Raw genomic sequence first — 14,712 nt, forward strand, 5'->3', positions numbered from 1 at the left:
AACCGCCTTTCGGCGGTTTTTCTGTTTTGCTCCTTTTTATAACTCAATTACAGTCCGAAAGCGGCTTTAATCTGATCTACGTAATCCAGTTTTTCCCAGGTAAAAAGTTCAACCTCTACTTCTTTTACCTGACCATTCTGACCAAATACTTTCTTCACAACCTGGTTCTGACGACCCATGTGACCATAAGCGGCAGTTTCCGAGTAAATCGGGTTGCGCAGTTTCAGACGTTGCTCAATGGCATAAGGCCGCATGTCGAAAATCTGACCGATTTTTTCGGCCAATTCGCCGTCAGTGATGTTCACTTTCGACGTACCGTATGTATCAACGTAAAGACCACATGGTTTTGCCACGCCAATCGCGTAAGACACCTGCACCAGAACCTGATCGCACAAGCCCGCCGCTACCATGTTTTTAGCAATGTGGCGAGTTGCATACGCCGCCGAGCGGTCTACTTTTGAAGGATCTTTTCCAGAGAATGCGCCTCCACCGTGTGCTCCTTTGCCACCGTAAGTATCAACAATGATTTTACGGCCAGTCAAGCCTGTATCTCCGTGTGGTCCACCAATGACGAATTTCCCGGTTGGGTTGATGTAATACGTAATATCGTCCGTAAACAAATCCTGAAGCTCTGCTTTTAGTCTTGCTTTTACGCGTGGAATAACCACATTGATTACGTCTTCCCGAATGCGCTCAAGCATCGTTGCATCGTCGGCAAAATCATCGTGCTGCGTTGACACAACAATCGTATCAATCCGAATGGGCTGGTGGTCGTCGGAATATTCAATCGTCACCTGCGATTTCGCATCGGGCCGGAGGTAAGACAGCAAGCTGGCCTCGTGGTTCCGGATATACGACAGTTCCTGTAAAATTTTATGCGCCAGATCCAGCGGCAACGGCATGAAGTTTTCCGTTTCTTTGGTGGCATAACCAAACATCATACCCTGATCACCAGCACCTTGGGCGTTGGCCCGGGCCTCAAAGTCTTCGTTATCTACCTTCCGGTCAACGCCCTGATTGATATCCGCTGACTGGTCGTGAATAGCCGACAAAATACCACACGAATTAGCTTCGAACATGTATTCGCTTTTTGTGTAGCCAATCCGCCGAATTACTTCCCGAGCAATCTTCTGTACATCAAGATAAGTGTTTGTTTTTACTTCTCCTGCCAATACAACCTGACCCGTGGTTACCAATGTCTCACAAGCTACTTTGCTGGTTGGATCAAAAGCAAGGAAATTGTCAATGAGCGCATCAGAGATCTGATCCGCTACTTTATCTGGGTGGCCTTCCGATACCGACTCGGAAGTAAAAAGATATGGCATTATTATGTCGTTTATTTACTGATTGAATCCGCGAATTTACAGCAATTTCTGTACTCCATCAAAAACGCTTCCGTAATCTACTCCTATGTTATGACCAATAAGTGGTTCTTTTTCATTCATTAGCGTCAGAGCAACCGCCTCTTCAGGACATCAAACAGTGCCTTGGTGAAAGCACCCAACGGCACGCTTGACATAATTTTAAGCTCCTCCATAAAATTTGTATCCTCATCCAGGAATTCGAATACTTTGGCGGGGTGGTTGCGCTTATAAAGCAGTGTGAAGAAATCATCAGCGGGATAACGCCGTTTGTGCAACACATTGAGTAGAATGCTGTCATAAAGGCCAAATCGGCGGTTGAACCAACTTGTTCGCCTTTTGGGGCTGCCCGTTGCCGCCAGGTTCTTGACAATCTCGGCTAAATAACGCTGCGTGCGCTGAAAAGTATACCCTGTAGACGGTTTGGTAAAGCCCCCGGCAGTGCCAATTCGAACGACATGCTCAGAAGGGTTCTCCTGCGTCGGTTCGTCAGACATGGGAATAACGCCAAATTCCGTTTCACAAATCTGATAGCCGCCGGTTTCTAAAAAACGGTCGATGTAATTACGTAATGGCACTTCATACTCATAGTCGGTCAATACGGCTTCGTTGAAAACGGTGTACTCCACCAGGGCTGTTTTTTCGTCGAAAGGAAGTACGTAGATGAATCGGCAGTCGCCTTGCTGCTCCACCCGAAAATCCATCATAATGGGCTTTTTTACGTCAAAACAGGGGTTTTGCGCGTTGATCACCCAACCTTTAAAGTGCTGTAGTAAGTTATGTTGCTCGGGAATATCGAGTTTTAATTGAAACGTGCTGTCAAATACAAAATCAGCCATGTAAGGCTCATCGTCTGCAATCACAAAGCCGCCTTGTGGCGTATCCTTCACGCGGTTGATTGTAGCCTGCTTGAACTCGATATTGGGATGCTTAGCCAGCTGATTCCGAACAAATTCATAGAAATCAATACCCCGCAACATCTTATACTGGTAGTTGCCAATATTAAGGGAGCCGCTAAACACGGTTCCAAAAAAATCAACGGCGGGCCATTTTCGAAAGATAATGGGTTCAAATGTTCCTTCTCCGCGCTCCCAAAAGCACCAGGTCCGGTCATTTTTATTTTTAAATTCTTTATCCAGTATCAGGATTGAGCGATCGCGCAGGGTAGACTGAGTTAGGTAATAAGCTAAACTCAAACCCGCCATGCCACCGCCAGCGATGATGAAGTCGTATCGTTTCATGCAAAAAAAAGAAAAGTCTGGACGCACGCGCCCAGACTTTAGTTTTATCGTTAGTCACTAGCCGGATTTAAAAGACCGACAGTGGCAGGGACAAATCACTAAGGACTTTTACACATGGACATGCCGCTCAGCATGGTAACTTGACCGAACGAGCGGCCCTGATTCAACATATTTCAAACCCCGCATCAACCCCTCTTCCTTATACATCGCAAATGTCTCCGGGTGAATCCATTCGATAACTTCATGGTGCATTTTGGTCGGTTGCAGGTACTGACCCAGCGTCAAAATGTCCAGTCCGTGCGCCGCCAGATCGTCCATGGCTTTGAAAACCTCTTCTCTGGTTTCGCCCAGACCCAGCATGATACCTGTTTTGGTACGCTGGCCGTATTCTTTCGTGCGCTTGATCTGTTCCAGGCTACGGGCGTATTTTGCCTGCGGGCGTACCGCCCGGTACAGACGCTCAACCGTCTCCATGTTGTGGGAAACAACCTCCTGACCGGCTGAAATCATGCGAATCAAGGCCTCCCAATTACTTTTAACATCGGGAATCAAGGTTTCGATCGTCGTTTCGGGAGACTGTTCCTTAACGGCCCGAACCGTCTGGTACCAGATTTCAGCGCCTCGGTCTTTTAACTCATCGCGGTTCACGGACGTAATAACGGCGTGTTTCACTTTCATCAACTGGACCGCCTCAGCAACGCGGCGTGGCTCATCCGTATCGTACTCGTTCGGGCGCCCCGTTGCAACAGCGCAAAAAGAGCAACCCCGCGTACAAATATTGCCCAGAATCATGAAGGTTGCCGTGCCAGCACCCCAGCACTCACCCATGTTTGGACAGTTGCCGCTTTCACAGATTGTATGTAATTTATACGTATCAACTAGTTTGCGGACTTTAGCATATTCGGGCCCGATAGGCAGCTTTACACGCAGCCAATCCGGGCGTTTTTTTCTCTGTGGTTCGGAGGGAATAACGGGAAGTTCAATCATAACAAACCTCAAGCCTATTTACTACACAATGCAATTATCAGGTGCAAAGTTCGGTGATAAGAAGGAAGGCAGGAAAAAACGAGGCCGTAAATTTTCCTTATTTGTCCTTCAGCGTTAATTATCGTTTGTTACCGAAGAAAAGCGTTATATACCCTGATGTAAACAGGCTTCTGTTTGAGGCCAATGACATGATGACAACTTCTTTGGGATAAGCTTCTGCCAGAAAGCCAATTTCAAGCCCCGTCATGTTGTTTCGAAAAGCACTCAGTTCAAAGGCCACTGCCGCTTTTACATTCAAACCCACTGTAAAATTCGATTTTTCAAAACCCTGGAAGAAACCACCTGCTCCCACAATTTCACCCAGATTCTGGTGCATATTGGGATCGTAAGGAACATTCTGAATCTGGCCGGGCCGAACCTGATATTGAATGTAATAGGGCTTTATAATACCGAGCGATGGGCCAGCCGCCAGAATTCCGCTAATGGCAATTCCTTCGTCAGCCGTACGCGTAAATAAGGCAACTTCCCGCCCGTATTGCGGTCTTATGACAAAAAAGTTATTCTGTTTCCCGTAGATGAACCGCGCCCCGGTATACTGCGTCTGCGTCTGTACTTCCTTTGGGTGTTTTACATTAACGATCTCCACACTCAGGTAACGGAACTGTCGTTTGCCGTTGAACAAACTAGGCAAGGCTTTCGAGTGCCGAAAAACAAATCCGCCTAAAATACCCGAATTCGTATTGGTCGTAACCCCATAGGTTGTTACGGAATTATAGCGTTCTTCGTCGGAATCGGTTGTTTGAGCCTGAGTATTCGCTCCAATGAGTAAACAGATCAGGGTTAATATCGATAAACTTTTTATCACGACTGTGGTGTATAATTTTTTATATAGATAAATATAAGACTTTAAATTAATTTCACGAAACCTCCCTCCCTATATTGATTAACTAGCTAGGATGAAGGAAGTTTATTAGAAATAAATTAGTTTTTTAACGTTTTTCAAACGTCGATAATTGTTAACAAATCAGAAAATGCCGACGATTCGTACCACCTATTTAGGCGACTTGCGTACTCAGGCTACGCACCTGCAATCAGGAACCCAAATTCTCACCGATGCACCCATCGATAACAACGGAAAAGGTGAAGCATTCTCCCCCACTGACCTGGTAGCCGCTTCTTTGGGAAGCTGTATGATGACCATTATGGGTATTGTTGCCCGCCGCGAGGGAATTGACCTGACAGGCAGTGATATGGACATTACGAAAGTGATGAACTCGGAAGGCCCCCGCCGGATTGTCCGGATCGAAGTACTGCTACAGATGCAAACGCCGGAAGAACTGCCAGCCGATACCCGCGAAAAATTAGAGCGTGCTGCCCATACGTGCCCGGTTGCGCTGAGCCTACACCCCGATATCGAACAAGCCATTCAGTTTGAGTGGAAAAGCCTTGTTAAAGCGTGAAAGAATGAATGAGCGAAAGAGTGAATGAACGAAAGAGCGATCTATCTGGCAGGTTCCTGTTAGATCCGTAAGCCGAACTTCGCTCTTTCGCTCTTCCTATCTTTTGCTCTTTAACTTTTCTTCCGCGCCGAAGCAGCAATCTTATCAATAGCAACTACGAGTCGATCCAGGTCTTTAGGCGTTGTGTAAATATGCGGCGTCACCCGAACGCCGTTGAGCGGCCCTAAGCCAATCGGCGTCGTATGAATTTTATACGTTCCCAGTAGCTGGCTTTCCAATTCATTTCCTTTGAGGCCATCAATTCCGACAACGGCCAGCGCCCCGGAGAAAGCCGGCTTCAGCGACGTATGAAGCTTCACCCCCGGAATGTCTTTTACTTTCTCGGCCCAGTAACTTTTCAGGTAATGCAGACGCGCAAACTTCCGCGCAGCCCCAATCGACAGGTGAAAGTCCGCCGCTGTTCCGATGGCCATTTCCGAAGCAAAAGAGCGCGTCCCCAATGACTCAAACTTCCGAATATCGCTGCCATCAGGCTCCGTGCTCGACAACAGCGCCCAAATATTTTTCACTTTTTCCTGACGGATGTACATCATGCCACTGCCAAACGGGGCGCAAAGCCATTTATGCAGGCTGGTCGCGAAATAATCGCAGCCCAAATCGGGAATTTTGTATTCCAGGTGAGCAAAGCTGTGCGCTCCGTCACAGATCACCTCAATGCCTTGTTTGTGCGCGGCGTCCGCAATTTTCCGAACGGGCATAATCTGGCCGGTCCAGTTAATGACGTGCGTTACGTGCACAATTTTCGTCCGGCTACTAAAGGCACTTACGTATTTGCGCACTAACTCGTCCTCGTTTTCGGAAGGCAAATCGAGGTCAAGCCAAACCAGTTTGATGCCATCGCGTTTCTCTCGCTGTTTCCACGCGTTGGTCATGTTCGGGTAATCCTGTTTAGCCAGTATCACTTCGTCGCCGGGCTTTAGCGTCAACCCAAAAATGATGGTATTTAGTCCTTCTGTTGCGTTTCGGTTGATGGCAACTTCATCCGCGGAGCAGCCCGCGATATCGGCTAATTTGGCCCGCACTGCCTCACGCCCCTGGTCCAGAATCCGCCACATGTAATAAGAAGGCGCTTCGTTCGAATATTGGTAAAACCGGATATGCGCCTCCTGCACCAGCTTTGGCTGCGGACTTACCCCGCCGTTATTCAAATTCAGAAGGTTAGGAGAAACGGTGTACTCTGCTTTAATCCAGGACCAAAAATCTTCATCCTGCGCCAATTGCGGGGGTGACGCATTAGGCTTGTACGTTTCCAGCGACTGGGCCGTAGCCTCTTCAATAAAAGCGGGCAATGCGAGCGTTCCAGCAGTAGCGGAACCCAATTGGCGGAAAAAAGATCGACGAGTAGGCATATAGGCATTGATGAAATACGGCGCTTTCAAACTTATCCGGAAGTTACATCTATAATACGCTATATTTGCCAAATATTTTACGGATTTTTCAAGAAAATATTTTTAAACTCCTCCTTTACAAAGCATCCCTATAAAATCTTCTGATACGCGTCAATGAGCAACCAGCAACCGGCCTATCAGTCTCTTATGTGGAGTCTCTATGTTTACTAAATAGGTCCCGCTGGGCAGATTTCCTACGTACATACCCAGAGTTTTTTCCGCCAACCGATTTACTGCCCTGGGCTGGTGGCTACGTCCCAACTGGTCGATGAGATTCACCGAGCGAACGTCCGATAATTCCTCCGCCTCTAGAATAACATTTTCAGTGGCTGGATTAGGGAAAATACGAAACGACTGACTAATCGGATCCGTTGCGGTTATGTATTCTTTAAAGACGGGGACTCGTTCAAAATCGCGTGATAGCACTTCCGTCAGGACCGTTTCGCCTTCGCCCAACCAATCGCCCAGCAGGGCCGCATATACCTGCCGAAAATCCGTCTGCATTTTGATGTTGTTGTTGCTCAAATCATTCAGATCTGGATTTTTGCCAACCACCTGCCTTTTCACCGCACTGCCAAAAATGAACAAAGGAGCCGCCACGCCGTGATCAGTCCCCAAACTGCTGTTGGAAACCGCCCTACGCCCAAACTCAGAGAACGTCATCCCTACCACGCGGTCTTCGGCACCCATTGCTTTCACATCGTCCATGAATGTTTTGATCCCATCGGACACATAACGCATCAGATTTGCGTGGGCACCACTTGTCGGGTCGGTTGCACTGACCTGCGAAGCGTGCGTATCGAAGCCCCCCAGCGATACATAGTACAATTTCGTTTGCAAACCTCCGTGGATCAGGCGGGCCACAATTTTAAGCTGATCGGCCAGGGTATTTCCAGTCGGGTAAGTAACCTGATTCTTGCCTTTTGAGGCGGCAGCTTTGATCTGCGCCGCGTAGCCAACCGATGTTTGCTGCTGCTGCCGGATAAAGGCGATATGCCGTCCGGCGGGCGTTTCCAGGTTTAAATCCGAATTTACGTTTGGCTTTTCGCCCACCAGTTGCGCAAATGTGTCGGGATTTTGCAGCGTGATGGCCATGGTTTGCGCTGGCCCCAGCAAAGCAGTCGACGCGACCGCCCCAATCTGGATCGCCAAGGGATCGGGATTTTGTTGGTTCGGGTATTTTTCGGGATACCCAGGATAACGCTCATCGAGGTACCGTCCCGCCCAACCCGTTGTCAGCAGTTTATCCGAATCCGCACCGGTAAACCAGATATCACTCGACCGGAAGTGCGAAAAGTTAGGTGATGGATAAGAAACACTGTGCACAATCGACAATTTACCATCGTTGTAGAGCCGCTGCAAACCCGTCATGGCTGGGTGCAAACCCGTTGTTGGGTTTTTATCCAGCGTTAACACCTTCGACTCTGGAATCGCAATGTTGCTTCGTAGCGACACATAGCGGCTCATTTGGTCCAGTGGAATAACCGTATTTAGGCCATCATTGCCTCCGTTTAACTGAATCAGCACTAAAATTCGGTCGTTTGCTCCCGCCAAATGGCTCAACGACTGGATCAAAGCCGATTGCTGAACATCAAAGGCCCTGGCTCCGTAGCCGTCCAGCACGACAGACGTTGCCAGCGTCCCTGCCGTGTATCTCAAAAACTTCCGACGATCCATTTTTCGTAGCGACAAAGCAGGATAAAACGTTTGTTTTAGCTGCGGGTTTAGACCATTTGATATTCAGCCAGACGAAACATATATAGCATCAGATTAACCAGTTTAGTCTGGATAGCCATGCGTTTATTAGTGCTCGTTGGATCATTTTTGTAATTATTCCACTCATCCGACCAAACGTAACGCGGCAAACCCGGAACCATGATCTGGTCGATCATGTAATCTTTCTGCTGCTTCGTCAAATCTACCGCAAACCAATTTTCGGCCAATTCATTAATCAGCTTTTCTACGTCAGTGGGTGCAGTCGTTGCCCCGGCGATTTTGATCAGGTCTGGGTATTGCCGAACGTTGTTGATAGTGATCCGGCCATTTATAAGCTGGTCCGTGAAATTGCCCCGCAGCGCTAGTGTACTCGCATTAATCCAGATTTCGGAAAAGCCTGTATCGTAGTAAGGTTTGTAGCCAAAAACCGACGGTTGGTCGAGCAGGTCTTGCTGCTGCTCTTTTGTGCGCTGAAGCAGGTAGTTTGTAAACGTATAAAAGACAGCGGCTTCTTTGGTTAGATCAGGCACAGGCATTTCAAACGCCCGCCACGCGCCTATCACCAGTTCTACCGGAGATTTTATGATGCTTCCCCGCAAACTTTCCTCGTAGAAATGCTGGCTCGTAAGCAGCGCCGATACAACAGGTTTTATTTCATAATTGCTTCCGCGAAAGATTTTGGCCAGCGGCTCAATAATCGTTTGCTCAACATCAGGACTTATATCCGCGTTGAGAAACCAGCGGTACAATTTACGGCATATGAAACGGGCTGTTTCTGGCTGGGCCAAGATCATGTCGATCAAACTTCCCAACTCTGCCTCTCCTGCCGTCGCGCCTGTTTTGCCCTGAATCAGCGTATTCTGGAAAAAAGTAGAAAACTGTTTGTTGGTCGTATCGTGTTGATTAGCGCGAAAACTCGTTGTAATAGTTGCCGTTGTTGTGCTCCGAAAACCAGAATCAGCCCAGCCTGTCAACACCCGAGCTGCCGCTTTCACATCGTCCTCTGTGTAGTTATTGCGACCAATGGTAAAGAGTTCCAGCAGTTCACGGGCATAATTTTCGTTGGGTTTCCCCGCTACATTCTGGTTGCCATTCAGGTAGCGAAGCATAGCCGGATCTTTGGTCACCTCGATTATAAACGTTCGGAAGTTTCCGAGCGCGTTCCGGCGAAGCATCAGGTTCTGATAATAGAAGTACCGATAATCATCTACTTCAGCCAGCGTAGTCACAAAATGATTTTGCCAGAAGAGTACCATTTTTTCGCGTACCGATACCTGCTCTGTTAGCATTTGGCCCACCCACCAGCCTTTCAGATAGCTTTTGGACAAGGTTGAGCTAAACGGGATATCAACGAAAGTTTTTCCTGTAGCGGGGTCAAGCGGAGCTGGTAGGAGTGGCTGCTCAGCAAATAGACGCTCTAATGCAGCCTGCGGTGTCAGGCCAATCCAAGACCGCATCTTGGCCGTGGATACACCAACTGTAGCTCTTCTCAGTAAATGAGAAACCTGTCGAGCCGTTAGCGGACTTGTCACCGAATTGAGCGAAGCCATACGTTTAGAGTATCAGCCTGAAGAATGAGTATTTACAACTAGTATTTATACCGAATAAAGTTACATATTTTTTCGTATCTTAAACTGAAGCCTCATTAATAACCTCTTAAAAATTAAATTTTTACCATTATTTATTGGCTTTTCTACCTAATAAGCCAATAAAAAAGCCACATCGGGAAATCCGATGTGGCTTTTGCACTAAATACTTATCTTATTAAGGAGTTGCTCTCGTAAAAGAAATGTAATCGGCCAGAATCCGACCGCACTCGGTCAGGTAAAGGTCTTTTTTCTCTTTTTTATCCTTATCTTTTTCTTTATCACCTGATTCTGGTGTACCGTTTGAGACCAACAACTCGCCATCAGCGCCACCGCTCTGGCGCATAGCCGCCCGTTTCTTTTCTGCTTCTTCACGCTCTTTGCGGCGCTTCGATTCTTGCAGGGAAACAACAGTGTTTTCTTTTGCCTTTTTAAATTCAGCAAAATCAGCCATCAATTGCTTCAACTCGGTATCCGATTTCAGACGCTGCTCATAGCTACCACGCAGTTTTCCAACCACCTTGTCGTCTACATCGCGGGTTGCTTCGTAGCGAGCCGAGGCAATCTGATCCCAGGGCAGGGCACTTGGCTGTGAGCTTTCGCCATATTCTTCCGCACTAAAAGCCGAGGGCAATTCAATATCCGGCGTAACTCCCTTGTGCTGGGTGCTGCTTCCATTGATTCGGTAGAACTTGGCAATCGTCATTTTCACCTGTCCTACTTTCTCTGGTTCTTTGGGCAACCACTGATTCAGGTCAACCATCGTTTGCACAGTCCCTTTACCAAAGGTCTGTCCACCAATAACCAGACCGCGCTTGTAATCCTGAATGGCAGCGGCGAAAATTTCGGAAGCGGAAGCACTAAAACGGTTCACTAACACGGCCAGTGGCCCGTCATACGTAATCGACGGATCAGTATCGGTTTGAACTTCTACTTCTCCTTGGGCTTCTTTTACCTGAACAACCGGACCTTTTGCAATGAATAAGCCGGTCAGCTCAATGGCTTCAGTCAGAGAACCACCGCCGTTATCCCGCAAGTCAATGACAACGCCTTCTACGTTTTCCGCTTTCAGCTCGTTCATCAGGCGCTTAACATCACCCGTTGTGCTGACAAAACCTTGTTCGCGTTTCCGGGCGCCATCGAAATCACGATAGAACATAGGGATTGAAATCACACCAATTTTCACTTTTTTCTGGTTCTGGGTGATCTCGATTACTTCTTTTTTAGCGCGTTGCTCTTCTAGCTTAATCTTCTCACGAACCAGCTTGATTTCTTTCGGCGGCGCTCCGGCCAAGGCTTCGGCTTGTTTGATTTGCAGACGAACCGTTGTTCCCTTGGGACCTTTAATCAGCTTAACCGCTTCATCGACCTGATAGCCAACAATGCTAACCATCTGGCCGTCGCCCTGGGCAACCCCAACGATTTTGTCGCCTTTCGCAATAAGCTTGCTTTTAAAAGCAGGACCACCCGGAATTACCTCCGATACTTTAATGTATTCACCTTCTTCGCCCAGAAGCGCACCGATTCCTTCCAGGGATTGACTCATCTCCTGATTAAAACGATCCGCAAAGCGGGGTGACATGTAATTAGTATGCGGGTCAAGCGATTCGGCAAATGCATTCATATACATCTGAAATACATCTTCGCTCTTGATGCGCGACATGGCCTTGTCCAGATTCTTGTAGCGCTCCTTCATCGTCCGCGCTACGCTAGAATCAGCTTTGCCACTTAGTTTCAACTCAAGCGCCTGATTCTTGACTACTTTACGCCACAGGTCGTTCTGCTCTTCCACCGATTTAGGCCAAGGCAGTTTTTCGCGATTTGTATTGAACGACTCGTCTGCCGAAAAGTCAAATGGCTTTTCAAGCAACGATTGAACGTATTTGCTACGCTCGTTATATCGCTTGCGAAAGACGTTGTAGACATCATACGCCATCGACAAATCCCCGTTGTTCAGGTAGTCATCAATGTTGTTACGATGCTTCTCGAAAGAGGCAACATCCGAAGCCAGGAAGTATGATTTATTGTTATCAAGTTCCTTCAGGTAGTTGTCGTAGACTGCCGATGAGAGCGAGTCATTCAGACGTACCTTTCGGTAATGATAAGTGGTCAATATCTTCGTTACCAATGCCTCAACCTTCTCCTGCGACATAGTTGGTTTCAAATCGTCGGAGTTAGGAGCTGACGTTGGTACCGTCGAAATTCCCGCTTGTGGTCCTGGTTGAAAGCCCAGCATCAGCACGGGCACCAGGGTAATCAGATATTTTCTCATATCCTCATTTTTTAACTATATCCAACAACTCAATATCGAAAACCAGCGTTGAGTTCGGTCCGATTTGTGGTCCGGCACCTCGTTCGCCGTACGCTAATTGGGAGGGGATAAACAATTTCCATTTAGAGCCAACTGGCATCAACTGGAGTGCTTCTACCCAGCCCTGTATTACTCCCGAAACGGGAAATTCAATGGGTTCGCCCCGTTCTACCGAGCTATCGAACACCGTTCCATCGATCAAGCGACCCGTATAATGGGTTCGAACAGTATCGGATGCCGTTGGCTTAGTACCCGTGCCTGCTGTCATTACCTGGTATTGCAGCCCGCTGGCAGTGGTAATAATTCCTGGCTTCTTCTTGTTCTCTTCCAAGAACTGATCCCCCACTTTTTTGTTCGCGTCGGCCTTGGCCGTTACCTGTTTCTGGAAGAATCCCTGGATTACAGATGTGGCCTGTTCATTATTCAATTGCGTAGGCTGGCCTTTCAGTGCCTGCTCGAGGCCTTTCATTAAAGCATTCAGGTTGGCGTTTGACAGATTCTGCGAACGAAGCCCTGATCCAACATTGACCCCAATGCTATAACTAACTGAATCTACGTTATTGGCTAGTTTGGCTGGAAGATTGGTTTTTGCCGCCGTGGCAGCTGTTTTAGGCTTTGGAGCTGGTTTTTTAGCCGTTTGAGCCTCTACTGAGCCAGTGGCAATAACAGCCGATACAAAACCGGCTAACGTCAATTGAATTAACTTCATGCGAAAGGAAAGATACTAAAAAAATGGATTCTGTTGGTATAACGTAAAAATGACTGGCAAAAGTTTGGTAAATCCTACAGTTCTTAAAACAATTTTGTGATAAGTGGCCAAATGGATGGTTAGCTGTACAACGCAGAAATCTATCCTACATTATGAAAAAACCAGATTCTTAGAAAAGTATAAACCCTTAAAGCGAAAAATACGGACAGTAGTCTGTTTTAGTGAAATTTATCACGTAACTTTGCGCCCGAAAAACACAATCTCAACTTAACGATTCTCTCCAAATTATATGGTATCAGTAAGACCCGACGAGGTTTCAGCCATTCTCCGGGAACAGCTTTCAAACGCCCGAACCGAAGCAGAACTCGAAGAAGTCGGAACGGTGCTGCAAATCGGCGACGGTGTGGCCCGTATCTATGGGCTTTCTAAAGTCCAGGCCGGCGAGTTGCTGGTGTTTGAAAACGGACTGCAAGCACTGGCACTGAACCTTGAAGAAGATAACGTAGGTGCCGTTTTGCTCGGTGACTATTCCGAAATTAAAGAAGGTGCCACGGTAAAACGTACCAACCAGATTGCTTATATCAACGTAGGTGAAGGAATTCTGGGCCGCGTTGTGAATACGCTTGGTCAACCAATCGATGGTTCAGGTCCCATTCAGGGTGAAACGTTTGCCATGCCGCTGGAGCGTAAAGCGCCAGGTGTAATCTTCCGTCAGCCTGTTAACGAACCACTGCAAACCGGTATCAAGGCGATCGACGCCATGATCCCAGTAGGCCGGGGCCAACGTGAATTGATTATCGGTGACCGCCAGACAGGTAAAACTGCGGTGGCAATCGATACGATCATTAACCAGAAGGAATTCTACGACAAAGGCCAGCCCGTTTATTGTATCTACGTTGCCTGCGGCCAGAAAGCATCAACCATTAAGCAGGTTGAAGCGACGCTGCGCAGAGCAGGTGCCATGGACTATACAGTAATCGTAGCAGCTGGTGCATCGGACCCATCTCCAATGCAATTCTACGCCCCGTTTACCGGAGCAGCCATTGGTGAGTACTTCCGGGATACAGGCCGTCCTGCTCTGGTTGTATACGATGACTTATCTAAACAAGCGGTTGCTTACCGCGAAGTTTCCCTGCTGCTGCGTCGTCCTCCAGGACGGGAAGCCTACCCAGGAGACGTTTTCTACCTGCACAGCCGGTTACTGGAACGGGCCGCTAAGGTGATCGCTAACGATGCCATTGCTGCCAACATGAACGACTTGCCACCTTCGCTGAAAGGCCGGGTAAAAGGAGGTGGTTCACTAACTGCATTGCCGATTATCGAAACGCAGGCCGGTGACGTTTCTGCTTATATTCCGACCAACGTAATTTCTATTACAGATGGTCAGATCTTCCTGGAGTCAAACTTGTTTAACGCCGGGATTCGGCCAGCCATTAACGTAGGTATTTCGGTATCGCGCGTAGGTGGTAACGCTCAGATCAAATCCATGAAGAAAGTGGCTGGTACGCTGAAACTCGACCAGGCGCAGTTCCGCGAGCTGGAAGCGTTTGCGAAATTTGGTTCGGATCTTGATGCCTCGACCAAATTGACCATCGACCGTGGCCGCCGTAACCAGGAAATCCTGAAGCAGGCGCAATACTCGCCGGTACTGGTAGAACAGCAGGTAGCTATTATCATCGCTTCGACACAAGGCTTCCTGGACCGTGTTCCGGTTAACCGCGTGAAAGAATTCGAAAACGAGTTCGCTACTATTCTGGCTGCTCAGCACCGCGATACCCTGGATCAGCTCCGGGCCGGTAAGTATGACGATACCATTGTTGGAGTCATTAAGAAAGTAGCTACGGATTTAGCCGCTCGTTACGCATAACATACTGATAACTAGTTTCAAGCTTC

Annotated in this window: 11 protein-coding genes; 2 read left to right on the forward strand and 9 right to left on the reverse strand. The window is 47.9% G+C overall.

Annotated features, from left to right (window positions below; translation table 11 throughout):
- Positions 1–47 precede the first annotated feature (47 nt).
- The 4 genes from metK to L0Y31_RS02695 all read right to left on the reverse strand — a co-directional run bounded on the left by metK (position 48) and on the right by L0Y31_RS02695 (position 4,454).
- Positions 48–1,325, reverse strand: a complete 1,278-nt coding sequence (metK, locus tag L0Y31_RS02680; protein WP_234735594.1) for a methionine adenosyltransferase — start codon at positions 1,323–1,325, stop codon at positions 48–50.
- A gap of 125 nt (positions 1,326–1,450) precedes the next feature.
- The gene (locus L0Y31_RS02685; protein ID WP_234735595.1) at positions 1,451–2,602 is read right to left on the reverse strand and encodes a lycopene cyclase family protein; all 1,152 of its coding nucleotides are present in this window, start codon (positions 2,600–2,602) and stop codon (positions 1,451–1,453) included.
- Between the two features lie 108 nt (positions 2,603–2,710).
- Complete coding sequence (lipA, locus tag L0Y31_RS02690; RefSeq protein WP_234735596.1) at positions 2,711–3,589, reverse strand: lipoyl synthase; 879 nt, start codon at positions 3,587–3,589, stop codon at positions 2,711–2,713.
- 118 nt (positions 3,590–3,707) lie between these two features.
- Complete coding sequence (locus L0Y31_RS02695) at positions 3,708–4,454, reverse strand: hypothetical protein (protein WP_310587131.1); 747 nt, start codon at positions 4,452–4,454, stop codon at positions 3,708–3,710.
- Positions 4,455–4,620: 166 nt separating this feature from the next.
- Here L0Y31_RS02695 and L0Y31_RS02700 point away from each other — a divergent pair, with 166 nt between their 5' ends.
- Positions 4,621–5,049 (forward strand): OsmC family protein, encoded by a 429-nt coding sequence (locus tag L0Y31_RS02700; protein WP_234735597.1) that lies wholly within the window; start codon positions 4,621–4,623, stop codon positions 5,047–5,049.
- Positions 5,050–5,159: 110 nt separating this feature from the next.
- On the opposite strand, the gene L0Y31_RS02705 is transcribed toward L0Y31_RS02700, so the two are convergent.
- From L0Y31_RS02705 to L0Y31_RS02725, 5 genes are all read right to left on the reverse strand, one after another.
- Positions 5,160–6,458, reverse strand: a complete 1,299-nt coding sequence (locus L0Y31_RS02705; protein ID WP_234735598.1) for an aminotransferase class V-fold PLP-dependent enzyme — start codon at positions 6,456–6,458, stop codon at positions 5,160–5,162.
- A gap of 150 nt (positions 6,459–6,608) precedes the next feature.
- Positions 6,609–8,189, reverse strand: a complete 1,581-nt coding sequence (locus tag L0Y31_RS02710) for a DUF1501 domain-containing protein (protein WP_310587132.1) — start codon at positions 8,187–8,189, stop codon at positions 6,609–6,611.
- A 32-nt stretch (positions 8,190–8,221) separates the two neighbouring features.
- Positions 8,222–9,763: a DUF1800 domain-containing protein gene (locus L0Y31_RS02715; protein WP_234735599.1), complete on the reverse strand. Its 1,542-nt coding sequence runs from the start codon at positions 9,761–9,763 to the stop codon at positions 8,222–8,224.
- 214 nt (positions 9,764–9,977) lie between these two features.
- Positions 9,978–12,071 (reverse strand): carboxy terminal-processing peptidase, encoded by a 2,094-nt coding sequence (locus tag L0Y31_RS02720; RefSeq protein WP_234735600.1) that lies wholly within the window; start codon positions 12,069–12,071, stop codon positions 9,978–9,980.
- Between the two features lie 4 nt (positions 12,072–12,075).
- Positions 12,076–12,819, reverse strand: a complete 744-nt coding sequence (locus tag L0Y31_RS02725) for an FKBP-type peptidyl-prolyl cis-trans isomerase (RefSeq protein WP_234735601.1) — start codon at positions 12,817–12,819, stop codon at positions 12,076–12,078.
- Between the two features lie 289 nt (positions 12,820–13,108).
- Here L0Y31_RS02725 and atpA point away from each other — a divergent pair, with 289 nt between their 5' ends.
- A complete protein-coding gene (atpA, locus tag L0Y31_RS02730; RefSeq protein WP_234735602.1) occupies positions 13,109–14,686 on the forward strand; it encodes a F0F1 ATP synthase subunit alpha in 1,578 nt (525 codons plus the stop codon).
- The last annotated feature ends 26 nt before the right edge of the window (positions 14,687–14,712 follow it).

Source organism: Tellurirhabdus bombi (assembly GCF_021484805.1).
GTDB lineage: Bacteria > Bacteroidota > Bacteroidia > Cytophagales > Spirosomataceae > Tellurirhabdus > Tellurirhabdus bombi.